This is a genomic window from Klebsiella sp. X13 (assembly GCF_003323835.1).
Taxonomy (GTDB): domain Bacteria; phylum Pseudomonadota; class Gammaproteobacteria; order Enterobacterales; family Enterobacteriaceae; genus Klebsiella; species Klebsiella ornithinolytica.
Window position 1 is genome coordinate 2,315,447 of sequence record NZ_CP030874.1, and the last position, 21,810, is coordinate 2,337,256.

The window sequence follows — 21,810 nt, forward strand, 5'->3', positions numbered from 1 at the left end:
TGAAGCTCCTTAGTTTTCTACCGCGCGAATGGCGGCGTCGAGATTGTCAGGATGCAAATCGGCCTGGAGAAAAGCGCTGTCGGCCGGGAGGTCAATCAGCAGTTTGTGGATCTCGCCGAAAGTCAGCACGCCGCTATCGAGCTGGTAATCCAGCAGATGGCCGCCGCCCTGACGATCGTCGGTGATGAAGTGTTCGTGATACCCGGCGACGTTAATCCCCTGCATATGCTGCGGGGTGCGAAAACCGACCAGTATCCCTTTGCGCTGGTTGAAGCGGAACACCGGCTGGTCGTCCAGAACATCGGTCATCGCCCGGTAGGGGGGAGTCTGGCGGGGTACGGTCCGGGTATGGGCGTGGCGAAAATGGCCGTCGATATGCAGGGCGCAGAACAGATTGTCGGAGGGGATCTGTCGGTCGATGATCTCATGCAACTGCTGGCGGTTTACCGGGTGGTCGAAGCTGACGCGGTGCTGCGGTCGAAACCAGGTCATCACCGCGAACGGTGTTTTTTGGTCCCCGCGGGCTTTGCGCGCGCTGCCGTCGGCGCGCAGCTGGTAGACCTCGCTGCTGAAGGCGATCAGTTCGCCATCGAGTTCGTTAAAGGTTCCGAGACCGAAATCGCCGTGGGTGAGCAGGTCGGCGATGGTGGTATTGCCCTCATAGACGCCGCTCAGGAGCGCGCTCATCAAAGAGGTCTGATAGAGCACGTTATCAGGCTGCTGGGCAGAAAAACCGCGTACGGTTTCGCACAGGCTTTGCTGGCAGGTGCATGCAGAAGAATGGGTCATCAGAGACTTCCTCGTTCAACAAATATAAGAAAGATTAAATAATTGTTGACCCGATTCAGCTCTCAGTTCCAATATACAAAGCATGCTGGTTTGAGACGTTTTTGATATGGAACTTCGTTATCTACGCTATTTTGTCGCCGTGGCCGAGGCGCGAAATTTCACCCGCGCCGCCAGGGAGCTTGGCATCTCTCAACCGCCATTAAGTCAGCAAATTCAGAGGCTTGAGAGGGAGATTGGTACGCCATTGCTGCGCCGTCTGACGCGGGGAATTGAGCTGACGGAAGCGGGAGAATCGTTTTATGAAGATGCCTGCCAGATCCTTGCTCTGAGCGACGCGGCGCTGGAAAAGACCAAAGGTATCGCCCGCGGGATGAACGGCAGGCTGGCGTTAGGTATCACCAGTTCTAATGCTTTTCATCCGCAGATTTTCGCGCTGCTGCGCCAGTTTCAGCGCCGCTATCCGGCGGTCGCCCTGCGCCAGGTCGAAGGCAATATGGCGGCGCTGATGAGCGCGCTGGGGGAAGGGGAGCTGGATATCGCCTTTGTGCGCCTGCCGTGCGAAAGCAGCAAAGCGTTTAACCTGCGCATTATCGATGTGGAGCCGATGGTTATCGCCCTGCACCGTGACCACCCGCTTGCCGGTGAGAACGCGCTATCGCTGGTACAACTGCAGGAGACCGCGCCGATTCTGTTTCCGCGTGAGGTGGCCCCGGGACTGTATGAGCAGGTCTTTAATAGCTGTTTGCGCGCCGGTATCGATATGCAGCAGGCGAGTCAATCTTCGCAACTCTCCTCCTCCTTAAGCATGGTGGCTGCCGGATTTGGTTTCGCGCTGGTGCCACAGTCGATGACCTGTATCCACCATCCCGACGTCATCTATCGCCCGTTATCGGGGACGCCGGTGACGACCGATGTTGCGATTGCGTGGCGGCGATTCGAACGATCGCGAACGGTAAAACGTTTTCTGGAGATGTTTTAGCCGCTCCGGTGGGCTATCGGAGCCGTATCAGCGGTCGGGTTGTGGCTATGAGAGGTAGACGTTAGCCGCCGTCGGACCGCGCAGGCCGTTGACCCGGCGAAATTCAACGCGAATACCTGGAATTATGGTTTCTGATTCACCAGGGGATAATGCAGAAATATGGACCTGAACGTCTTTACGACCATCGGAGGGAATTATAAGGCCTTTGCCGGTTTTATTATCAAACGCTTTGACAATGCCTGTCATTTTTTGGAACAAATAAAATCCTTGTAAAAATAAGTACCGGCGAACTATACATTAATCGAACAATAAAGCTATCGATTTAATTTTTTACCGGAGCAGGCTTCCGGACGGCTAAAATAAACCTTGCTAATAAATATACCCTGTGCCTTAATAGCCAGGTCGGTTTGTAAGACAGAAAGCAGTTCACTAAAGCAGTCCTCATTTCCAGGCGTTATCGCTGATACCTCCTTCCTTGAGTCCCTCCATTAAGTGTTAAGTTGATTCTGTAGCGCAAACCAGTTTGCCGATTAAGGGCTCATAAAAAGGAATATCGAATGTCGAATAAAATGACTGGTTTAGTCAAATGGTTTAACGCAGATAAAGGCTTCGGCTTCATTACGCCGGCCGACGGCAGCAAGGACATCTTCGTCCACTTTTCTGCGATTCAAAGCGAAGACTTCCGCACCCTGTTTGAAGGGCAGAAGGTTGAGTTTGTGGTCGGCAGCGGCGCGAAAGGCCCGGCGGCGACAAACGTTTCCATCGTAGGCTAAGTATGCTGAACATGGGCGGGTCTGGGATAACGAAGACGGCAGCAGCCTGAGTAGACAGATTTACCCGTGGAACAGACAGAATAGATTTATTTAAAACCCGCCAGAGTGCGGGTTTTCTATTTGCCAAAAAAATAACAACCGATTGTGCCATTCATTCAAGGTGATAAGAATAATCTAATCAGTGTTGGATTTCGTGGAACAATCAGCGTCTGGCATCTAGAGATTAAGCAGCATTTTTTGCTGTTGTCTGGAAGAGTTTGTGGCAGTAAGGGCAAATGAGCTGGGCGCCTTTTTGTACTCGGCTGAAGCTGTGTTCTGAATCCTGGGAGCAATTAGGGCAGGTGCATTTTACAAGATAATTACGGCGGCTTTTGGCATCTTTTCGATCTGACATATGATTTCCTTCCTGATTTAATGGCCTGAAACCATACATCATTATTAAATAAATAGCCCGAACTCATTGTCTTTTGCCGAAAATAAACCGACGACAGGAAAATATCCCGCCGGAAAAATGAGGCGCCTGCTCAGCAGGAACGGGCGCCTCCTGAGCAGGTTGTCGGTTATTGCGCGACCCAGCCGCCGTCCATGTTCCATGCCGCGCCGCGCACCTGGGCGGCACCTTCGCTACAGAGAAACAGCGCCAGTTCACCCAGCTGTTCCGGGGTGACAAACTCGCCGGAGGGCTGCTTTTCCGCCAGCAGCTGTTCGCGGGCCTGCTCAGGATCGCTACCTTCAGCGATGCGTTTATCGATCTGCTGCTGTACCAGCGGGGTTAACACCCAGCCGGGACAAATCGCATTGCAGGTCACGCCGGTTCTGGCGGTCTCCAGCGCCAGCGTTTTGCTCAGGCCGATCACGCCGTGTTTGGCCGCGACGTAGGCCGACTTATCCTTCGAGGCCACCAGGCCGTGAACCGAGGCAATATTGATAATGCGCCCCCAGTTACGCGCCCGCATCCCGGGGAGCGCCAGACGACTGGTGTGAAAAACGCTGGAGAGGTTGATAGCTATAATATCGTTCCACTTCTCTACGGCAAAATGCTCCACCGGCGCCACGTGCTGGATCCCGGCGTTATTAATCACAATATCCACGCCGCCAAATTGTGCCTCGGCGTAGGCCATCATCGCCTCAATTTGCTGCACATCGCGCAGGTCGGCATCGTGATAGCCCGGGGTTTTGCCGATTTGCGCCACTTCCGCGCGCGCGGATGCGCTATCGCCAAAGCCGTTGAGGATCAGCTGCGCGCCGGATTTTGCCAGTACCTTCGCGATCCCTAAACCGATACCGCTTGTTGAGCCGGTGACCAGCGCCACCTTTCCGTTCAGATTCATGCTATTTTCCTTCATGATGCCGGTGAAATATTGTCGCATCAGACAATGCCGGTTAAATAGAAGACGGCAATGACAAACAGAACCGCCAGACTTTTAATCAGGGTAATGGCAAAAATGCCGCCGTAGGCCTGACGATGGCTGAGGCCGGTAATCGCCAGCAGGGTGATTACCGCGCCATTATGCGGCAGCGTATCCATACCGCCGCTGGCCATCGAGGCCACGCGATGCAGCACCTCCAGCGGAATATCGGCGGCGTGGGCGGCAGCGATAAAGGTCTCCGACATCGCCGCGAGGGCGATACTCATCCCGCCCGATGCGGAACCGGTAATCCCCGCCAGCACCGTCACGCTGATGGCTTCATTCAGCAGCGGGTTGGGAATGGCCGTCAGCGCTTTTGACAAAACCAGGAAACCGGGCAGCGCGGCAATGACGGCGCCAAAGCCATATTCCGAAGCCGTATTCATCGCCGCGAGAATAGCGCCGCTAACGGCGGTGCGGCTGCCTTCCGCCAGACGCCCGCGGATATTGCGAAAGCCGAACACCAGCACCACGACAATGCCAGCCAGCAGCGCTGCTTCAACGGCCCAGATCGCGGTGATTTTGCCCACTTCGGTGACGATCGGCTTCGCCAGTCCCGGTAAAACCAGCTCGTGAGTGGTACCGTACCACCGCGGGATCCAGCGGGTAAACAGCAGGTTCAGGATCCCAACCAGCAGCAGCGGGGCAATGGCTATCAGCGGATGGGGAAGGTTGATGTTGTCCGGCGTGTCCGGCTCGTTTTGTAAATCCGTGCCGTAACCTTCTCCCGCGTGCTGGGCTTTACGGCGTTGACGTTCCAGCCAGAGCAGACCGAAGGTGATGATAAACAGCGAACCGATCGTTCCAAGCCAGGGGGCTGCCCAGGCGTTGGTGCCAAAGAAACTGGTGGGAATAATGTTCTGGATCTGCGGCGTCCCGGGCAGGGCATCCATGGTGAATGAAAACGCCCCCAGCGCAACGGTGGCCGGAATCAGCCGTTTGGGGATAGCGCTCTGGCGGAACAGCTCGGCGGCAAACGGGTAGACCGCGAAGGCCACCACAAACAGCGAGACGCCGCCATAGGTTAGCAGGGCGCAAACCAGGACGATGACCGGGATGGCGTGACGTCGGCCGAGGATCTGAATGGCGGCGGCGACGATGGCGCGCGAGAAGCCCGACAGCTCAATAAGCTTGCCGAACACCGCGCCCAGCAGAAACACCGGGAAGTAGAGTTTTACAAACCCGACCATTTTTTCCATAAACAGACCGGTAAAGGTCGGTCCTACTGCGCCAGGGTCGGTGAGCAGTACTGCGCCGAGGGCGGCGATAGGGGCAAAGAGGATAACGCTATATCCTCGATAGGCCGCCAGCATCAGTAATGCCAGCGCGGCCAGGGCAATCAAAACACTCATCACGACACCTCACTCTCATTGTTATTGTGGGCTACAGTTCGAGACGCTACGGTTTCAGGGCATAGCGCAGGAGGTGCTCCCGACGCGACTGGATACGCGCCATTCGGGCATTATCCCAGCGATAAAATCCTTGCCCGCTGCGCGCACCGGTCTCGCCCCTGGCGACCTTTTCCGCCACCAGTTCCATCATTTGTGCGCCGCCGGCCAGCTCCGGCAGCAGGTGCTGACAAATATCCTGCACCGTCGCCAGCCCGGTCATATCGGCCGCCTCCAGCGGACCGACCATCGCGTAGCGGCGGCCGAGGGAGGCGCGCATGACCCGATCTACCACTTCCGGTGAGGCGATACCGCTGTGGACGATATGCAGCGCCTCGCGCAGCAAAGCGAACTGCAGGCGATTGCCGACGAACCCCGGCGCCGCACGTTGAAGCACCACCGCTTCCAGCGCCGCGGTGGCGAAAAAGTCGCTCACCAGCGCGGGGAGGTCCGGGCGCGTGGCGCTGCCGGGCACCACTTCCACAAGCGGAATAAAGTGCGGCGGGTGCCAGAAGTGGGCGATTAACAGCCGCTGCGGGTGGATCATACCCGCCGCGAGGCTATCCGGCGGCAGGCCGCTGGTGTTGCTGGCAATGATCGCATCGTCGGCAATCAGCGTTTCCAGCTGAGCGTACAGCGCATGTTTGAGCGGCAAACGTTCGGGAATCGCCTCAATCAGCAGCGTCGATTCCGCCAGATCGCTGAGGCTGGTGGTCCCGGTTAAGCGCGCCAGAACCGCCTGCTGGTGGGCGGCGTCAAATTGTCCGCTCTCCTGCAGTTCATGCAAAATAGCGGCGGCAACGGCAGGGACTTCCGCCAGACGCGTCGGGTCGGTGTCGTAAAGCCGTACCCGGTGGCCGTGGCGAGCAAAGTGGCAGGCGATACCGATACCCATCAGTCCGGCGCCGAGCACCGCCAGCGTTGGTTTATACATAGTGACTCCTGTTAACGTGCGATCGTCATGGCGATACCCTGTCCGCCGCCCACGCAGAGGGTGGCAAGCCCTTTACTGGCGCTCCGGCGCTGCATTTCATGCAGCAGGGTGACGAGGATCCGGCAGCCGGAGGCGCCGATAGGGTGGCCGAGGGCAATGGCGCCGCCGTTGACGTTGACCTTGCTGCTCTCCCAGCCCAGGGACTGGCCAACCGCCAGCGCCTGAACGGCAAACGCCTCGTTAGCCTCAATTAAATCCACCTCATCCAGCTGCCATCCGGCCCGGGCCAGCGCCATCTCGCAGGCGCTGACGGGACCAATGCCCATGATCGCCGGATCGACGCCTGCCACGGCGCTGCTGACAATGCGTCCCAGTACCGGCAGTCCCCGCTCCCGGGCTTTGTCGGCGCTCATCAGGAGTACCGCCGCCGCGCCGTCGTTAAGCGAAGAGGCGTTCCCGGCGGTGACGGTGCCGTTTTCCACGCGGAACGCAGGGCGCAGCTGCGCCAGCTGCTCTGGAGTGGTGGCCGGGCGGGGCTGCTCGTCGCGGGTAATGGTCTGCGGCGGTTGCTTCCCCTGTCTGACGACGACCGGCACGATCTCTTGTTCAAAGCGGCCCGCGTCGATCGCCGCCGCCGCTTTCTGCTGTGAACCGGCGGCAAAGGCGTCCTGCTGTTGGCGATCGATGGCATAGCGGTCGGCGAGATTTTCTGCCGTTACGCCCATGTGATAGTCGTTGAAAGCATCCCACAGGCCGTCCTGAATCATGCTGTCCCGCATGCTGCTATGGCCGATGCGTAGCCCGGCACGGGCGCCGTCAATCAGATAGGGGGCATTGCTCATGCTCTCCTGACCCCCGGCGATGACCACCTGGGCGTCGCCGCTGCGGATCGCCTGCACCGCTTGCTGCACGGCTTTCAGCCCGGAACCGCAAACCAGATTCACCGTCACTGCCGGACAGTCGATCGGCAGACCGGCGCGTAAGGCCGTCTGGCGCGCCGGATTCTGCCCGCAGCCGGCGGTTAAAACCTGGCCGAAAATAAGCTCGTCGACTTCCGTTACCGACAGCGAGCAGCGGGCCAGCAGGCTGCGCACGACTTCGGCGCCGAGGTCAACGGCGGAAAGCGCTGAGAATACGCCACGAAAGCTGCCGATGGGCGTTCTGACCGCACTGACAATCACCACTTCTTTCATGTTGCCTCCTCAGTTGAAACGCATTTCACAGACGTCGTCCGGGACAATCAGGCGTCCGGCGGTTTTGCGCCTGATGTCGTCGAGGGTGACGCCCGGCGCGTGTTCGCGCAGGACGAAGGCCCCGTCGCGTATCTCCAGCAGGGCGAGGTCGGTCAGTACCCGCCGAATACAGCCGACGCCGGTCAGCGGCAAGGTACAGCGCGGCAGGAGTTTGGATTCGCCGCTTTTCGAAGCGTGGGTCATCACCACGATGATGTTTTGTGCCCCGGCCACCAGATCCATTGCGCCGCCCATGCCTTTCACCATTTTCCCCGGGATCATCCACGAGGCGATATTGCCCTCAACGTCAACTTCAAAGGCGCCGAGAACGGTCAGATCGACATGACCGCCGCGGATCATGGCGAAGGACTGCGCGGAGTCGAAGATCGCCGCGCCGGTCCGGGCGGTGACCGTCTGTTTCCCGGCGTTGATCATGTCGGCGTCGAGCTCCGCCTCGTGCGGAAAACCGCCCATACCGAGCAGGCCGTTTTCGGATTGCAGCATGACGTCAACGCCTGCCGGGATGTAGTTGGCCACCAGCGTCGGGATGCCGATCCCGAGATTGACGTAGTCGCCATCGCGCAGCTCCCGGGCGACGCGGATAGCCATTTGTTCGCGAGTCAGCATAATCAGAGGCTCCCTGCGCGCAGCGTGCGCTGTTCAATGCGTTTCTCGAACTGGCCGACGATCAGCCGGTCGACGTAGATGCCGGGGGTGTGGATTGAAGAGGGCGGAAGTTCCCCCGGCGGGACGATCTCTTCAACCTCGACCACCGTAATGCGCCCGGCGGCGGCCATCAGCGGATTAAAGTTTTGCGCCGTATGGCGATAGATAACGTTGCCGTACCAGTCCGCCTTCCAGCCTTTGATGAGAGCGAAGTCGCCGGTGATGGCTTCTTCGAGGATGTAGTGCTTACCGGCAAACTGGCGCACCTCTTTTCCTTCCGCCACCGGCGTACCGTAGCCGGTGGCGGTGTAAAAACCGGGGATGCCTGCGCCGCCGGCGCGAACTTTTTCCGCCAGCGTGCCTTGTGGGGTCAGCTCCACCTGCAGTTCGCCGCTGAGCGCCTGCTGCGCAAAGAGGGCGTTTTCGCCGACATATGAGGCCACCACTTTGCGTACCTGGCGCGTCTCCAGCAGGATGCCAAGACCGAAACCGTCGACGCCGCAGTTATTCGATACCACCGTCAGCCCCTGTACGTTCCGGCGTTTGACTTCGGCAATCAAATTTTCGGGAATGCCGCACAGGCCAAAACCGCCGGCCAGCACGGTCATACCATCCGTTAACCCTTCCAGCGCCGCTTCGTAGCTGGCGACGCGCTTATCCAGTCCTGCCATGTTTCACCTCTGCTGGCTTGCGATGGGGCTATCATTGGCGGCGCAGACTGATTTGTTAATTTTGAATTTGTGACCTACTCATTGGGTTTTCTTATTAATTTGTTGTTAACTAAATTTTTTCAATTAGTTAACGGGATGAAAAATGAGAATGAGTGTCAAACAGTTACGCGCGTTTTTAGCGGTAGCTCACACTCTGAATTTTGCCCACGCCAGCGAACGGCTGAATATTTCGCAGCCGGCCCTCAGTCTGACCATCAAAGGACTGGAGGAGGGGCTCGGCGGCGCATTGCTGCAACGCAGCACCCGCCGGGTGACGCTGACTCAGGAGGGGGAGATCTTTTTGCCGATGGCTCGTCAGCTGCTGGCCGACTGGGATAACGCCGAAGAGGCGATGCGCCAGAGCTTTACCCTGCAGCGTGGCAAAATCTCGATCGCGGCCATGCCCTCGTTTGCGGCAAACGTCCTGCCCGAGGTGTTGAAAGCCTTTCGCGATCGCTATGCCGGAATTAACGTGACCGTTCACGATGTGATTAACGAGCAGGTGATAGAAATGGTTCGTGAAGGGCGGGTGGAGATGGGGATCGCCTTTGAGCCGGCGCCAACCAATAATCTGCTGTTTACGCCGCTGGGCGTTGACCGTTTTATCGCGATTGTGCCGAAATCATCGCCCCTGGCCGGTAAACATCGTCTCTCCTGGCGCGAGCTGTTGACGCTGGATTTTATTACGCTGCAGCGGCCTTCGGCGGTCCGCCTGATGCTTGAAGAGGAGCTGGCGCGCAGCGGTCGTCAACTGGATGTTGCGCTGGAGAGTCACCAGCTGGTGACGGTCGGCAGAATGGTGGCCAGCGGCCTCGGCGGCAGCGCCGTCCCGGCGCTCTGCCAGTCGCAGATGCAGGCGCTGGGCGCCGTATGTCTGCCGCTGGATAACCCGCCGATTGAGAAGTGTGTCGGGGTGATCCATGCCGGTCATCTGCAGCTGTCGAAGGCGGCGCAGGCGTTGCTGGGCACGCTGAAGGGGGCATTTACGGCTTGACTGACGGGCGAGGATAAAAAAAACCGGCGTGGTTAGCCGGTTCAGGAATCAGATTTTGCAGGCGTCGCCACAATCATCATCGGCAACGATCGCTTCGGCTTTTTTGTCAGCGTCTTCAAGGCGTTCGGCATTGCGCTCTTGCGCTTCTTCCAGACCGCTGAAGACCAGATTGTCGAGATCAATTTCCATGAGTTACCCACTTTAGTTCACTTTTGACTGGGGTCAGATTATAGAGCAAAACCATGCCAGGATGAACCCTCGGCGCCCCGTTACCGCACAGAGCGGTAATAGCGTGGCGCCGCGTGATATTTTCATCTGACGCCAGAAGAGACTGCCAATAATAAGAGTTGACATCCCCCCGCCTTTAATTATAGGCGTGAGAATGATTATCTACCTATTTATTAAATGAAAGGACAACGACTCACTAATCAAGCGTTGACTTGAACTATTTATGATATTATGGCCGCGATTATGGTTGATTCTATGGATCTTGATCAATGGCTCAAACAGCAACAGTTGCCATCAAAGAATGGCGAAAAAATAATAAATTGATTTGTCAAATTAAACTCAAATATAAAAAGGTCTTACGAAAATGCAGAGAAATACCTCTCGCAGGGGGAAAGTATAAGGAATATCAAGCGCTTTGTGATAAATATGTTTGCGCCAGATTAACCGGTGCAACGCAGGGGCTGGTCAGTTTTCAGGATAAGCCGTTCAAAGCCTATTTAAATAAAAAAATGTCAAGAAGAGCCAAGCTGGATATTGCCTATGGCTCCTTGATTTTTATCGAGAAAACCTTTAGCGCAGCCGCGCTGCCACAGCTGTATAACGTGGTGGAGTATGGGCTGACCGTGGCGGAAATTCCGCTGAAAAACGGTAGCCACATTGCGGTGAAATTGCTGGCTTCGCCTTTTCAGGAAGAGGGCGAACTGATGCTATTAATGCTTCAGGATGGAAAACGCATTTACAGCATCTGTTTTTCCTGCACCGAGGATGGCCGGGCTTATATCGGCGGCATTCAGGGAGGGAAGGATATTGCCAATGATGAAATTAAAGTGCTGACTAAAGAGCTGCACGGCACCCGACCGAAAAATTTAATTATCTCTCTGCTATATGGTTTTTTACAGCATAGCGATATTAAAGAGATCTATGCCATCGACTCCGATTTTCACGTCAAAAGCGAGAAAGTACAAACCAGCTATGCTGCGCTGTGGCTGGAAGTCGGGGGCGAAAAACATCGTCGCGGCTGGTATAAATTACCGCCGCAGGAGATCAAAAAAAGTATAGAAGAGGTCAAAAGCAAACATCGCAGTCAGTTTATCAAACGCGAAGGTTTGAAGGAGCTGGCGCAGCTGGAAATGAAGGCTGCTCTGCGGCAAATCAGTGGGTCCCGGCCCGTAAACTAATTTGCACCTACCGGTGTGCTGGCCCACAGGGGGCTGTTGGCCAGCCATCACCCGCCCGTTTATCCTCCTCTGGTGATTTATCACGCGCTTTATCACCGTTTCTGATGCAACTTCCGTTTATATATTAAAAAATTTTAAACATTTAATGCTGGTTTGTTTTACATAACTTTTACAAATCCATATACTTTATTACGTTCTTCGCTCGGCTCATGAGCGTCCAACCAGGATGTTATGCGGTCTGTATCCGATTTGTTTGGATCGGATGCTGTTAAAAATAAATATATTGGTTATAACGACTAAAGTCGTATGGGATGAGATATGGACGAACAGCGAGGTAGCGGCAGGAGGATCTTCTTCACCGTCTACCGGGTTATATTTGTATTACTCAGTTTTTGTACTGGACTCTTTTTCACTTTCTGGGGCGGTAAGCTCCTGACTCTGGGCGGTAGCGCCTGGTACCTGTTGGCTGGAGTGGCCTATCTGCTTATCGCCATCGGATACCTTATCCGCAGTCAATACGTCCTCCCTTTCACCATCGTGACCTTCTTACTGACCCTTGTCTGGGCGCTTTATGAAGTGCAGCTCAGCTACTGGGGACTGATTCCTCGTCTGGTGGTTCCGGCTCTGCTGCTGATGCTGGGCCTGTGGCTGGCCACAACGCTGCCGGTCAAACGCACCGCGGTCCGCTATGCGAACTGGAGCGCCTCGGCGATTTTCATCGCGCTTCTGGCGACGCTGGTCTCGGCGTTTTCTCCCCACGGTGGCATTCATCATGGCGTGGTGAAAGCCGCCGCCGATAGTAAGCCAACCCTCGCTTCCCAAAGCGACAACTGGGAGTTTTTCGCCCGCGATGCCTCAGGTACCCGTTTTGCTCCATACGATGACATTACCCCGGAGAACGTGAAAAACCTGAAGGTGGCGTGGACCTACCACACCGGCCGCCGGGTAAGCGGCCCGGGGATCGGGGTGGATGAGAATACGCCGCTGCAAATTGGCGATACGCTCTACTCCTGTACGCCGCTGAACGTGGTCACCGCCCTGGATGCGGATACCGGGAAAGCGCGCTGGCGCTTTGACCCACACGCGCAGACCGCAGAGCACGTTACCTGCCGCGGCGTCGGCTACTATGATGTGCAAAACGATACGACGCTGACGGCGCAGGAGAAAGCCAGCCCGGACCTGCAGCAGTGTCCGCAGCGGATTCTGGTCTCTACCGTCGATGCGCGCCTGCTGGCGCTGAACGCCAAAACCGGCGAGCTGTGCGATAACTTCGGCCGCCACGGTAGCGTCGATCTCAAGCAGGGGATGGACAACACCGAAAACAGCAAGCGCTACCATCCGACTTCGACGCCGGTGATCATGGGGCATATTGCGATACTGGGCGGCTGGGTTCGCGATATTATTCACGGCGAACCTTCCGGCGTGGTCCGCGCCTTCGATGTGCGCAGCGGCAACGTGGTTTGGGCCTGGGATGTGGGGCAACCGGAAAATGTGACCGATCCGCAAAAAGGGCGCGTGTACACACTCGAAACGCCGAACGTGTGGACGGTTCCGGGCTTTGATAAAGAGCTGAACCTGGTTTATCTGCCGACCGGCAACGGTCCGCCGGATTACTGGGGCGGCGATCGTAATGAGGCCAAAGAGAAGTACGGCTCTTCGGTGGTGGCGGTGGATGCCAGCACCGGTGAAACAAAATGGGTCTTCCAGACCGTTCACCATGATGTCTGGGACTATGATTTGCCGTCTCAGCCGGTGCTGTTCCATATGAAAAATGACCAGGGCGAAGAGGTTCCGGTCCTGATTCAGACCACCAAAACCGGTCAGATCTATGTTCTCGATCGTCGCACGGGCAAACCGGTGACGCGCGTTGAGGAACGGCCGGTAGCGCACGCAGGCGCAGAAGGCGAACGTCTTTCTACCACGCAGCCGTTCTCGACCGGGATGCCGCAGCTCGGCGTTGAGCCGTTAACCGAGAAATCCATGTGGGGCGTGACGCCGTTTGACCAGCTGATGTGCCGCATTGACTTCAAAGAGTCCACCTACCTTGGAATGTATACGCCGCCGTCAGAGAAGCCGTATATCGAATGGCCGAGCCTGCTGGGCGGCATGAACTGGGGCGGCATCACCATCGATGAACGCACCGGGACGCTGTTTGTTAACGACATGCGTATGCCGCTGAGAATGTCTCTGGTGCGTCAGGAAGATATGGCGAAATACAAGGTCTCCACCGACGAAGTCCCGGGCTTTATGGGCACCGTCCGTCCGCAGATCGCCGGGCCATATGGCGGCGTGCGGATCGATATTCTGCAATCCGCGCTGGGGATTCCGTGTAATACGCCGCCGTTCGGCACGATGAGCGCCATCGATCTCAATACTCGTCAGCTGATGTGGCAGGTTCCGATGGGCTCCGTCGAGGATACCGGTCCGCTGGGTCTGAAAACCCATATGCATATCCCGCTGGGTATGCCGACGCTGGGCGGCCCGACCTCGACCGCTTCCGGGCTGATCTTCTTTGCCGGGACCCAGGATAACTACCTGCGGGCGCTGGATTCCGCAACCGGTAAAGAGCTGTGGCGCGCGCGTCTGCCGGTAGGCGCAGTGGCCGCGCCGCTGATCTACAAATCGCCGAAAACGGGCAAGGAGTATGTGGTGATCTCCGCCGGCGGCGCCAGCCACTCCCCGGATGTGGGCGATGATATTATTGCCTATGCGCTGGAAGAGTAGCGCCCTGAAGGCGGCGTATTGAGTTCGCCGCTCCGCCAGGTTAAAACCAGCCAGCGTCATTGCTGACTGGTTTTTTTTTGCCTCAGCTCAGGTGTCGGCCACGTTGACCGACAGTCGCAGGGCCTCGCGCTTTAGCAGGAGGCGACCACCTCATGGCAGGCCACAAAGTGGCCGGCGGCTATCTCACGCAGCGTGGGGATTTCGCGGCGACAGCGGTCGTTAGCGCTCGGGCAGCGTGAAGAAAAACGACAGCCGGGCGGCGGATTCGCGGGATCGGGGATCTCGCCTTGTACAACCGCGACGGGTTCGGCGTGCGGCTCGAGCGTCGGTATCGCCGCCAGCAGCGCCTGGGTGTAAGGGTGGCGCGGTTGGGCAAACAGCGCATCGCGACTGGCGGTCTCCACCAATTGTCCGAGATACATCACCGCCACGTCATCGCAGAGATGCTCCACCACGCCAAGGTCATGGGAGATAAACAGAAAGGTAACGCCGAAATCGTCGCGCAGATCGGAAAACAGGTTGATGATCTGCGCCTGGATAGAGACATCCAGCGCCGAGATCGGCTCGTCGGCAATGATAAAGTCCGGGTTGAGAATCAGCGCCCGGGCAATCCCGATACGCTGGCGCTGACCGCCCGAGAACTCATGTGGAAAGCGATTGTAGTGGTGGGGCGCGAGGCCGCAGATCTGCATGACCGCAATCACCTTGTCATAGAGTTCCGCTCGGCTGCACAGTTTATGCTGCAGCATGGCTTCGCCAATCGCCTCGCCAACGCGAATCCGCGGGTTCAGTGAACTGTAGGGATCCTGAAACACCAGCTGGATTTTAGGGCGTAGCGCCTGCATCTCCTGCGAGGAGAGGGCGGAGAGCTCCCGGCCCCGGTATTTCACGCTACCGGCGCTCTTCTCGTATAGCCCCAGTAGCGTGCGCCCCACGGTCGTTTTCCCGCTGCCGGATTCGCCCACCAGGCCGAAAATGGTCCCCTGGCGGATGCGAAAGCTGACGCCGTCCACCGCCCGTAGCTGCCCGGTTTGCTGGCCAAACAGCCCCTCGCGCAGCGGAAAGTGTTTTTTTAATCCTTCGACTTCAATGACATATTCATGGCTTTCAGTGTTCATGCAACCGGCCCCGCGGATAGGGTGTGAAAGCAGGCGGCCTGCCGCGTTGTTCCCAATAACGGAGGGAGACTCTGGCGGCAGACTGCGCTGGCCCGCTGGCAGCGGTCGGCAAAGGCGCAGCCGGCTGGCAGGGCGGCCAGATCCGGCACCTGGCCGGGAATTGAGTACAGGCGACGGCGTCGTTCGCCGGGCACCGGACGCGAGGCGATCAGCCCCTGAGTATAGGGATGCTGCGGGTGGCGTAAGATCTCGGCCGTCGGGCCAGACTCGACCACCCGGCCGGCGTACATCACCACCACCTGTTCCGCCATTTGCGCAATCACGCCCAAATCGTGGGTGATCAGCAGCATCGCCATCCGCCTGGACTGCGCCCGATCGCGCAGCAGGCGCAGGATTTGCGCCTGAACGGTGACATCCAGCGCGGTGGTGGGTTCATCGGCGATCAGCAGCTTCGGTTGGCAGCTCAGCGCCATGGCAATCATCACGCGCTGTAGCATCCCGCCGGAGAGCTGGTGCGGGTAGCTGTTCATCAGGCTATCCGCGCGCGCCAGCCCCACTTCGCTTATCAAACGGGTGGCGTGGAGCCAGGCGGCTTTGGGCGTTTCGCCACGGTGGCGAATGAGCGGCTCGCACAGCTGCTCGCCGATGGTCAGCACCGGGTTCAGCGCGGTCATCGGTTCCTGAAAGATCATCGCCAGCTGGTTGCCGCGCAGGTCGGCCATAGGGTTGGCTTTCAGACGCAGCAGGTCCTGCCCGTCAAAGAGGATTTCGCCGCTATCAATACGCGCGGCATGGGGCGGCAGCAGGCCCATTAAGGCCATGGCGGTGACGCTTTTTCCACAGCCGGATTCGCCGACGATCCCAACGGTCTGGCCGGCATGAATAGCGAACGACACCTCCTGTACCGCCCGCACACGCTGTTTTTCAGCGGCGAAGGAGACCGAGAGTTGTCGGAAAGTGATTAACGGGGCGCTCATTTCAGCCTCTGTTTCATTTTCGGATCCATCGCATCGCGCAGGCCGTCGCCCAGCACGTTAATGGCAATGACGGTGATAAAAATGGCGATACCCGGCGGCATCCATAGCCACGGACGACGCTGGAAATCGATCAGGCTGTTGGCGGCGTCCATCATATTGCCCCAGGAGGGCGTGGGGGGAACCACCCCCAGTCCAAGGTAGCTGAGCGCCGATTCGCTCAGAATGGCATTTGCCACCGCCATGGTGGCCATAACCACCAGAATCGGAATGGTATTGGGCAGCAGATGGCCAAACAGGCGACGGCGCGCGGAGAGGCCCAGCACCCGGGTTGCCAGCATGAAATCACGTTCGCGCAGCGACAGGCATTGACCCCGCACCAGCCGCGCCAGCTTTGGCCACTCCAGCAGGCTGAGCATCACCACGACCATATAGATCCGGGCATCCGGGGAAAAATCGAGTTCGGATAACATCGCGCCAGCGACGATCAGCAGCGGCAGGCCGGGAATCGTCATGACCAGGTCCGCCAGGCGCATGATCAGCTTATCGGTCAGGCCGCCGGCATAGCCGGAGACGGCGCCGAGCAGGTAGCCCAGCGCCACCGACAGCAGCATGGTGAGCAGGCCAATAATCAACGAAATACGTCCGGCCATCAGCAGGCGGGTGTAGACATCGCGGCCGAGAAAGTCGGTGCCCAGCCAGTGCTCAGCGCCGGGCGGCTTGTTAATCATCAGGACATCGGTGGCATCATCTTTCCACGGCGACCACAGCGGCCCCAGCACGCACCAGGCGGCCATCACCGCCAGCAGCAGCAGGCAAAACATGGCCAGCCGGTTGCGTTTAAGCGACCGCCAGGCCTGGCGCCACGGTGACGGGGTGATCATAGCGAGCGCCGGAATCTCCGCCTTGCGCAGGCGACGTGGCGTTGAAAACAGAGTGCTAAACATGATTATGACCTCAGCCGAATTCGCGGGTCGGCCCACGCGTAGAGAACATCGGCTATCAGGTTGCCCAGAATGGTGAGCACCGCCAGAAACAGGGTAAATCCCATCAGTACCGGATAATCGCGGGCGGCCAGCGAGTCGATATGAATATGCCCGGCCCCGGGCCAGTTAAAGACCTTTTCCGTGATGATGGCGCCGGAAAACAGTCCCGGTAACTCGAAGCCGAGCAGCGTGATAATGGGCAGCAGCGCATTGCGCAGCGCGTGTTTGAAGATCACCGTCCGTTCATGCAGCCCTTTGGCGCGGGCGGTACGAATAAAATCCATTCTGACCACGTCAAGCATACTGGCGCGGAAGTAGCGCGTCAGGCTGCCGGCCTGCAGCATCACCAGCGCCAGAACCGGCAGCACCAGGTGCGCGGCCACCTGCAGGATATAGCCCCAGCCGCGGTCATCGCTGCCGGTGTTGGTCATTCCGCCAACTGGCAGCCAGTGCAGATCCACGGCGAACCACTTAATCAGCAGCAGACAGAGGAAAAAGGTTGGAAAGGACATCGCGGCAAAGACCGCCACGCTCACCAGGTGGTCAAACAGCGAGTTTGGCTTCATGGCGGAGACGATACCCACCGTCAGGCCGATACCCCAGTAAAAAACCAGCGCAATGCTTGCCAGCAGGAACGAGTTCCAGATGTACTGGTTTAGCAGCTGGCTGACCGGAATCTGGTACTGCAGCGAGAAACCGAGATCGCCTCGCAGCAGCTGGCCGAGCCAGTGCAGATAGCGGGTCAACAGCGGTTGGTCGAGGCCATAGATGGCTTTGAGTTCGGCGGCGCGAGCGGCAGTGAGGGTAATATTACCGTCGATAAAGTCACCGGGCGTTTTGGCAAACAGCATAAAAATAATCAATGAGGCCAGTAGCAGCATCGGCAGCGTTTGCAGCAGCCGTCTCAGGATAAAATTTCTCATAACATTCTCACATCAGCCGCCGGGTTATTCCGGCGGCTGTGATGGTTACCTGGCGATTTTCACATCCGGCAGGCTGCCGGTCAGGCCGTTATAAATATCCGGTTTAAAACCGGATACCCTGGCGCTGCTGGCCGAGAGAATCTGGCGGTAGCCGAGAAGAATGACCGGCGGGTCTTCCGCCAGCACCTGATACAGCTGGTGGTAAATCGGCTTACGTTTTTCGACGTCGAGCACGGCGTTGCCTGCGTTAATCAGCTTATCGACCTGTGGATTGTTATAGCCTGACTCTTTGGCTTCAGTGCTGTAGAAATCCCATACGCCATCGTGCGGATCGTTGAGCGTGCTGGTGCTGAAGGAGGCCAGGTCATAGTTGCCCGCTTTACGCTGGGCCATCAGGGCGTTGAAGTCGACCACCTGCGGCTTGAGCACGACGCCGATCTGCTGCCAGTTCTCTTTGGCAATCGGGATCAGCGCATCGTTGAGCACCTTCTTACTGACCAGCAGCGTCAGCTCCAGACGCTGGCCGTCTTTCACGCGGATGCCGTCCGGACCCGGTTTCCAGCCCGCTTCATCGAGCAGTTTTTTCGCCTGCGCCGGATCGTAGTGATACGGGTTAACCCCCTGCGGATTGTAGGCCCAGGAGATAGGGGCGATCGGTTCAACGGCCACCTTGCCATAGCCCTGGTACACCACATCGATCAGCTTCTGGCGGTCGAGGCCGTAAATCAGCGCCTGACGAACTTTGACATCCTTCAGCGCCGGACGACGGACGTTAAACTCCACCTGGCTGTAATCGCTGGAGCCGTAGAGGTTGATATTGGCGAAGCCGAGCATTCTCAGCTGTTCGATATCGTCCGGGCGCGAGGTAAAGGCGTCGTAGTCGGTTTCGCCGGTCTGGAACAGCTGGAAGTTGGTCGACGGATTGGTGACGCGGTAGATAAAGCGCGGCGTCGGCGGTGTGCCGCGGTAGAAGTGGCTGTTAGCGTGGAAACGAATCTCCTGGCCCGGAATATATTTGTCATAGACGTAAGGACCGTTGCCCAGCGGTTTTCCGTGCAGGGTGCGGAGATAGTCGAGGTTGCCGCGCTGATACTCTTTGCCGTACCAGGCTTTCGACAGCACCGGCCCTCCGATCCGCGAAAGGGTGGTGGCCCCGGGCTGCGTCGTCGTGACCTGCAGGGTCAGCGGGTCGATGACCTTCAGGCCGCTGACGCTGTCGGCTTTCCCGGCTTTATACTCGGCGCCGCCGGCAATGTTGGCGAGGGTAATATCGGTATCGCCGTCATACTTTGGATCCAGCAGCACGGTCAGAGTAAAGGCGACATCTTCCGCGGTGAGCGGCGAGCCGTCGCTGAAGGTCAGATTCGGCCGCAGCTTGATGGTATACACTTTGTTGTCGGCGCTCACTTGCCAGCTTTCGGCCAGGCCAGGGACCAGGTTGCCGTGGCTGTCCCAGTCAATCAGGCGTGAAAAGATGACGTTGGTGACGTTTTCGTCCCAGCCGTTAACGAAGAAGTAGGGGTTAAAGATCCCCTGCGGCTCGGAAATCCCGGCGACGACGGTGTCTTTACGCAGTTTGGCTGCCGCCGGGATCTGGCTGGCATCGGTGGCCGGCGTGATGCCTTCCTGCAAAATATCGTCCGCGCTGGCCACAGAAGAAAATGCCAGCGTGCCGCCGATTAACGCGATTCCAAGAGCGTGTGAAAATCGCGTCCGTTTAGTTTTTAATCCGTGCAGTAATCTGGACAAAAGTGCTCCCTCATCAAATGATTGCGTTGAAATTTACAATTCATGACGAAAGATAAGAGGCGCACCACGGCCTGTCTAACAACGAAAAAATATGATTTATAGCGAATCAGCATTAGCAATAATCTGGCAATAAAATGCCAGATTTTGATTAAGACGTAGAATTTTCCACCGACAGGTCCGTAGCGAGAGTCAGACGGTCCGCGACCCAGCCGTGCTGACCCAGCGCGCGCTCATCCAGCGGCCGGGGCAGCCGGATGCGCAGTTGCCCGATGACCCGCCCCTGAATCTGCTCGCAGTTGCCGTACAGCAGGCGTGCCCCGTCGCCGAGCAAAGCGGCGATGTGGTGTAAATCCGGTTCACCGCCGCTGCTGCCGTCGAAGTGCAGGGTCACCAGCTGCGAGCCGTCCACCGACGACAGGTTCTCGCCGGGACGACCGTGATGCAGCGTACTGGTCATGCTGCGCGTCACCTCGTGTTGCGGGTTGCCAAACACTCGCCACACCTCGCCCTGTTCGATAATGTGCCCGCGCTCCAGCACCGCCACCCGATCGCAGAGCGTGCGGATAACCTCCATTTCATGGGTAATGAGGATAATCGTCAGACCCAGGCGCTGGTTAATCTCTTTCAACAGCTTAAGCACAGAGAGGGTGTTTTCCGGATCGAGCGCCGAGGTTGCCTCGTCGCAAAGCAGAATTTCCGGCTGGGTCACCAGCGCACGAGCGATCCCGGTGCGCTGCTTTTGCCCGCCGGAGAGCTTTGCCGGCCAGCTATCGCGCAGGGCGCCGAGGCCGACCAGTTCCAGCATCTCATCGACCCGACGCTGTCTTTCGGCCCGCGGGACGCCGGCCATCTTGAGCGGCAGCTCGACGTTTTGCGCCACCGTTTTGGTCGACATCAGGTTGAAGTGTTGAAAGATCATCGCCACCCGGCGGCGCAGGTCGCGCATCTGACTGCGTGAATAGCGCAATGTCTGTTCACCGTGAATGGTGATTTCGCCGCTGTCGGCGTTTTCCAGACGATTAAACAGGCGCAGCAGCGTCGATTTCCCGGCGCCGCTGCGGCCGATAATGCCAAAAATCTCCCCCTGATAGAGCGTCAGGTCAATATTCTGCAGCGCCTGAACACCGTTAGGGTAGGCTTTGCTTATTCCGCTTAACTGGATATGCGGTACGGCATGAGGATCGTGAGTCACGGTAGTTTGCTCCATCAACCTTGAAAAACCGGCAGCATCAGCGCTGCCGGATACGCTCCGGCGATCAGAAGCCCGGGACGATTTTGCCTTTGTAGCGGGTCAGGATAAAATTGCGCACCGCGTCGGAGTGCAGCGCTTTCGCCAGCTTCTGGATCCCCGGATCGTTGAGGTTATCGGGACGGGCCACCAGATACTCGACGTACAGATCGCTGCCTTTTTCCACCAGCAGGGCTTTATCGGTGTCGATCCCTGCTTCCAGCGCATAGTTGGCGAAAATAAACGCCAGATCGACCTGATTCACCGCCCGTGCCAGCATGGCGCCTTCCAGCTCGCGAATTTTAAAATGGTGCGGGTTGGCGACAATATCCCGGGTCGCCGATTGCGGATCCTTCGGATTTTTCAGGGTCAGCAGGCCGGCATCGCTTAACATGACCAGCGCCCGCCCGGTGTTGACCGGATCATTCGGCACCGCGATGGTTGCGCCATCCGGGAGCGCTTTGATGTCGTGGTATTTGCTGGAGTAGGCGCCAAACGGTTCAATATGGACGCCTACCACCGGCACCAGATGGGTATGTCGCGTCTGGTTGTAGTTCTCGAGGAACGGACGGTACTGATAGTAGTTGGCGTCGAGGTTTTTCTCCGCCAGCTGTTGGTTGGGCTGAATAAAGTCGTTAAAGACTTTGATTTTCAAATCAACGCCCTGTTTGGCCAGCTCCGGCTTTACAAACTCAAGGATTTCCGCGTGCGGTACCGGCGTGGCGCCGACGGTCAGCGTCTCATTGGCGGCGACAGAGGCGGAGAAGAGGGTCAGCAGCCCGGCAGCGATAAGGGTTTTTTTCACGATGTTGTTCATGGTTTTTTCCT

22 protein-coding genes are annotated in these 21,810 nt (G+C 57.9%); 5 read left to right on the forward strand and 17 right to left on the reverse strand.

From position 1 onward, the window contains the following. Positions 1 to 9: 9 nt before the first annotated feature. Positions 10 to 789, reverse strand: coding sequence for an acetolactate decarboxylase (gene budA, locus DSD31_RS11025; RefSeq protein WP_004862971.1), 780 nt, complete (start codon positions 787 to 789; stop codon positions 10 to 12). Positions 790 to 895: 106 nt separating this feature from the next. Between budA and DSD31_RS11030 the strand changes: the two genes are divergently transcribed. Continuing rightward, the gene (locus DSD31_RS11030; RefSeq protein ID WP_015584152.1) at positions 896 to 1,768 is read left to right on the forward strand and encodes a LysR family transcriptional regulator; all 873 of its coding nucleotides are present in this window, start codon (positions 896 to 898) and stop codon (positions 1,766 to 1,768) included. 45 nt (positions 1,769 to 1,813) lie between these two features. On the opposite strand, the gene cspF is transcribed toward DSD31_RS11030, so the two are convergent. Continuing rightward, positions 1,814 to 2,026: a cold shock-like protein CspF gene (cspF, locus tag DSD31_RS11035; protein ID WP_004862967.1), complete on the reverse strand. Its 213-nt coding sequence runs from the start codon at positions 2,024 to 2,026 to the stop codon at positions 1,814 to 1,816. A gap of 299 nt (positions 2,027 to 2,325) precedes the next feature. On the opposite strand from cspF, the gene cspE reads away from it, so the two are divergent. Beyond that, positions 2,326 to 2,541, forward strand: coding sequence for a transcription antiterminator/RNA stability regulator CspE (gene cspE, locus DSD31_RS11040; protein ID WP_004862963.1), 216 nt, complete (start codon positions 2,326 to 2,328; stop codon positions 2,539 to 2,541). 223 nt (positions 2,542 to 2,764) lie between these two features. Here cspE and DSD31_RS26415 read toward each other — a convergent pair whose 3' ends face one another. From DSD31_RS26415 to DSD31_RS11070, 7 genes are all read right to left on the reverse strand, one after another. Continuing rightward, positions 2,765 to 2,935, reverse strand: coding sequence for a YnfU family zinc-binding protein (locus DSD31_RS26415; RefSeq protein ID WP_213084092.1), 171 nt, complete (start codon positions 2,933 to 2,935; stop codon positions 2,765 to 2,767). A 166-nt stretch (positions 2,936 to 3,101) separates the two neighbouring features. Next, complete coding sequence (locus DSD31_RS11045) at positions 3,102 to 3,872, reverse strand: 3-hydroxybutyrate dehydrogenase (protein WP_015584153.1); 771 nt, start codon at positions 3,870 to 3,872, stop codon at positions 3,102 to 3,104. Between the two features lie 38 nt (positions 3,873 to 3,910). Further along, a complete protein-coding gene (locus DSD31_RS11050) occupies positions 3,911 to 5,305 on the reverse strand; it encodes a GntP family permease (RefSeq protein WP_196770148.1) in 1,395 nt (464 codons plus the stop codon). Positions 5,306 to 5,348: 43 nt separating this feature from the next. After that, positions 5,349 to 6,272 carry a 3-hydroxyacyl-CoA dehydrogenase family protein gene (locus tag DSD31_RS11055; protein ID WP_015584154.1) on the reverse strand — a complete coding sequence of 308 codons (924 nt, stop codon included), beginning with the start codon at positions 6,270 to 6,272 and terminating at the stop codon, positions 5,349 to 5,351. Between the two features lie 11 nt (positions 6,273 to 6,283). After that, entirely contained in the window at positions 6,284 to 7,465 is a 1,182-nt protein-coding gene (locus DSD31_RS11060) for an acetyl-CoA C-acetyltransferase (RefSeq protein WP_048024855.1), read from the reverse strand. A 9-nt stretch (positions 7,466 to 7,474) separates the two neighbouring features. Beyond that, positions 7,475 to 8,131, reverse strand: coding sequence for a CoA transferase subunit B (locus tag DSD31_RS11065; RefSeq protein WP_004862947.1), 657 nt, complete (start codon positions 8,129 to 8,131; stop codon positions 7,475 to 7,477). A 2-nt stretch (positions 8,132 to 8,133) separates the two neighbouring features. Next, positions 8,134 to 8,841 carry a CoA transferase subunit A gene (locus tag DSD31_RS11070; RefSeq protein WP_004862943.1) on the reverse strand — a complete coding sequence of 236 codons (708 nt, stop codon included), beginning with the start codon at positions 8,839 to 8,841 and terminating at the stop codon, positions 8,134 to 8,136. A gap of 142 nt (positions 8,842 to 8,983) precedes the next feature. On the opposite strand from DSD31_RS11070, the gene DSD31_RS11075 reads away from it, so the two are divergent. Beyond that, positions 8,984 to 9,874, forward strand: coding sequence for a LysR family transcriptional regulator (locus DSD31_RS11075; RefSeq protein ID WP_004862938.1), 891 nt, complete (start codon positions 8,984 to 8,986; stop codon positions 9,872 to 9,874). A gap of 48 nt (positions 9,875 to 9,922) precedes the next feature. On the opposite strand, the gene DSD31_RS11080 is transcribed toward DSD31_RS11075, so the two are convergent. After that, entirely contained in the window at positions 9,923 to 10,063 is a 141-nt protein-coding gene (locus DSD31_RS11080) for a hypothetical protein (protein ID WP_004862935.1), read from the reverse strand. 308 nt (positions 10,064 to 10,371) lie between these two features. Here DSD31_RS11080 and DSD31_RS11085 point away from each other — a divergent pair, with 308 nt between their 5' ends. Then, positions 10,372 to 11,280 carry a DUF535 family protein gene (locus DSD31_RS11085; RefSeq protein ID WP_004862932.1) on the forward strand — a complete coding sequence of 303 codons (909 nt, stop codon included), beginning with the start codon at positions 10,372 to 10,374 and terminating at the stop codon, positions 11,278 to 11,280. 318 nt (positions 11,281 to 11,598) lie between these two features. Beyond that, the gene (locus tag DSD31_RS11090; protein ID WP_044023519.1) at positions 11,599 to 14,004 is read left to right on the forward strand and encodes a membrane-bound PQQ-dependent dehydrogenase, glucose/quinate/shikimate family; all 2,406 of its coding nucleotides are present in this window, start codon (positions 11,599 to 11,601) and stop codon (positions 14,002 to 14,004) included. 131 nt (positions 14,005 to 14,135) lie between these two features. On the opposite strand, the gene DSD31_RS11095 is transcribed toward DSD31_RS11090, so the two are convergent. The 7 genes from DSD31_RS11095 to DSD31_RS11125 form a co-directional block, all read right to left on the reverse strand. Next, positions 14,136 to 15,122: an ABC transporter ATP-binding protein gene (locus DSD31_RS11095; RefSeq protein ID WP_015584158.1), complete on the reverse strand. Its 987-nt coding sequence runs from the start codon at positions 15,120 to 15,122 to the stop codon at positions 14,136 to 14,138. Then, entirely contained in the window at positions 15,119 to 16,099 is a 981-nt protein-coding gene (locus DSD31_RS11100) for an ABC transporter ATP-binding protein (protein WP_069475878.1), read from the reverse strand. Before DSD31_RS11100 ends, DSD31_RS11095 begins: the two co-directional genes overlap by 4 nt. Then, positions 16,096 to 17,043: an oligopeptide ABC transporter permease gene (gene opp4C / locus DSD31_RS11105; protein ID WP_032717691.1), complete on the reverse strand. Its 948-nt coding sequence runs from the start codon at positions 17,041 to 17,043 to the stop codon at positions 16,096 to 16,098. The genes DSD31_RS11100 and opp4C overlap by 4 nt, the downstream gene beginning before the upstream one ends. 2 nt (positions 17,044 to 17,045) lie before the next feature. After that, positions 17,046 to 18,005 (reverse strand): ABC transporter permease, encoded by a 960-nt coding sequence (locus DSD31_RS11110; protein WP_015584160.1) that lies wholly within the window; start codon positions 18,003 to 18,005, stop codon positions 17,046 to 17,048. Positions 18,006 to 18,050: 45 nt separating this feature from the next. Then, a complete protein-coding gene (locus tag DSD31_RS11115; RefSeq protein WP_015584161.1) occupies positions 18,051 to 19,754 on the reverse strand; it encodes an ABC transporter substrate-binding protein in 1,704 nt (567 codons plus the stop codon). Positions 19,755 to 19,902: 148 nt separating this feature from the next. Next, the gene (locus tag DSD31_RS11120) at positions 19,903 to 20,961 is read right to left on the reverse strand and encodes a methionine ABC transporter ATP-binding protein (protein ID WP_015584162.1); all 1,059 of its coding nucleotides are present in this window, start codon (positions 20,959 to 20,961) and stop codon (positions 19,903 to 19,905) included. A gap of 49 nt (positions 20,962 to 21,010) precedes the next feature. After that, entirely contained in the window at positions 21,011 to 21,787 is a 777-nt protein-coding gene (locus tag DSD31_RS11125) for a MetQ/NlpA family ABC transporter substrate-binding protein (RefSeq protein ID WP_032717762.1), read from the reverse strand. Between the last annotated feature and the right edge of the window lie 23 nt (positions 21,788 to 21,810).

Excerpts from the sequence above, each read along its gene's own strand:
- DSD31_RS11065 (WP_004862947.1), bottom strand. The coding sequence starts at position 8,131 with ATGCTGACTCGCGAACAAATGGCTATCCGCGTCGCCCGGGAGCTGCGC.
- DSD31_RS11030 (WP_015584152.1), top strand. The coding sequence starts at position 896 with ATGGAACTTCGTTATCTACGCTATTTTGTCGCCGTGGCCGAGGCGCGA.
- DSD31_RS11095 (WP_015584158.1), bottom strand. The coding sequence starts at position 15,122 with ATGAACACTGAAAGCCATGAATATGTCATTGAAGTCGAAGGATTAAAA.
- DSD31_RS11080 (WP_004862935.1), bottom strand. The coding sequence starts at position 10,063 with ATGGAAATTGATCTCGACAATCTGGTCTTCAGCGGTCTGGAAGAAGCG.
- DSD31_RS11060 (WP_048024855.1), bottom strand. The coding sequence starts at position 7,465 with ATGAAAGAAGTGGTGATTGTCAGTGCGGTCAGAACGCCCATCGGCAGC.
- DSD31_RS11110 (WP_015584160.1), bottom strand. The coding sequence starts at position 18,005 with ATGAGAAATTTTATCCTGAGACGGCTGCTGCAAACGCTGCCGATGCTG.
- cspE (WP_004862963.1), top strand. The coding sequence starts at position 2,326 with ATGTCGAATAAAATGACTGGTTTAGTCAAATGGTTTAACGCAGATAAA.
- DSD31_RS11090 (WP_044023519.1), top strand. The coding sequence starts at position 11,599 with ATGGACGAACAGCGAGGTAGCGGCAGGAGGATCTTCTTCACCGTCTAC.
- DSD31_RS11100 (WP_069475878.1), bottom strand. The coding sequence starts at position 16,099 with ATGAGCGCCCCGTTAATCACTTTCCGACAACTCTCGGTCTCCTTCGCC.
- DSD31_RS11120 (WP_015584162.1), bottom strand. The coding sequence starts at position 20,961 with ATGGAGCAAACTACCGTGACTCACGATCCTCATGCCGTACCGCATATC.
- DSD31_RS11070 (WP_004862943.1), bottom strand. The coding sequence starts at position 8,841 with ATGGCAGGACTGGATAAGCGCGTCGCCAGCTACGAAGCGGCGCTGGAA.
- DSD31_RS11085 (WP_004862932.1), top strand. The coding sequence starts at position 10,372 with ATGGCTCAAACAGCAACAGTTGCCATCAAAGAATGGCGAAAAAATAAT.
- DSD31_RS26415 (WP_213084092.1), bottom strand. The coding sequence starts at position 2,935 with ATGTCAGATCGAAAAGATGCCAAAAGCCGCCGTAATTATCTTGTAAAA.
- budA (WP_004862971.1), bottom strand. The coding sequence starts at position 789 with ATGACCCATTCTTCTGCATGCACCTGCCAGCAAAGCCTGTGCGAAACC.
- DSD31_RS11045 (WP_015584153.1), bottom strand. The coding sequence starts at position 3,872 with ATGAATCTGAACGGAAAGGTGGCGCTGGTCACCGGCTCAACAAGCGGT.
- DSD31_RS11075 (WP_004862938.1), top strand. The coding sequence starts at position 8,984 with ATGAGAATGAGTGTCAAACAGTTACGCGCGTTTTTAGCGGTAGCTCAC.
- DSD31_RS11055 (WP_015584154.1), bottom strand. The coding sequence starts at position 6,272 with ATGTATAAACCAACGCTGGCGGTGCTCGGCGCCGGACTGATGGGTATC.
- opp4C (WP_032717691.1), bottom strand. The coding sequence starts at position 17,043 with ATGTTTAGCACTCTGTTTTCAACGCCACGTCGCCTGCGCAAGGCGGAG.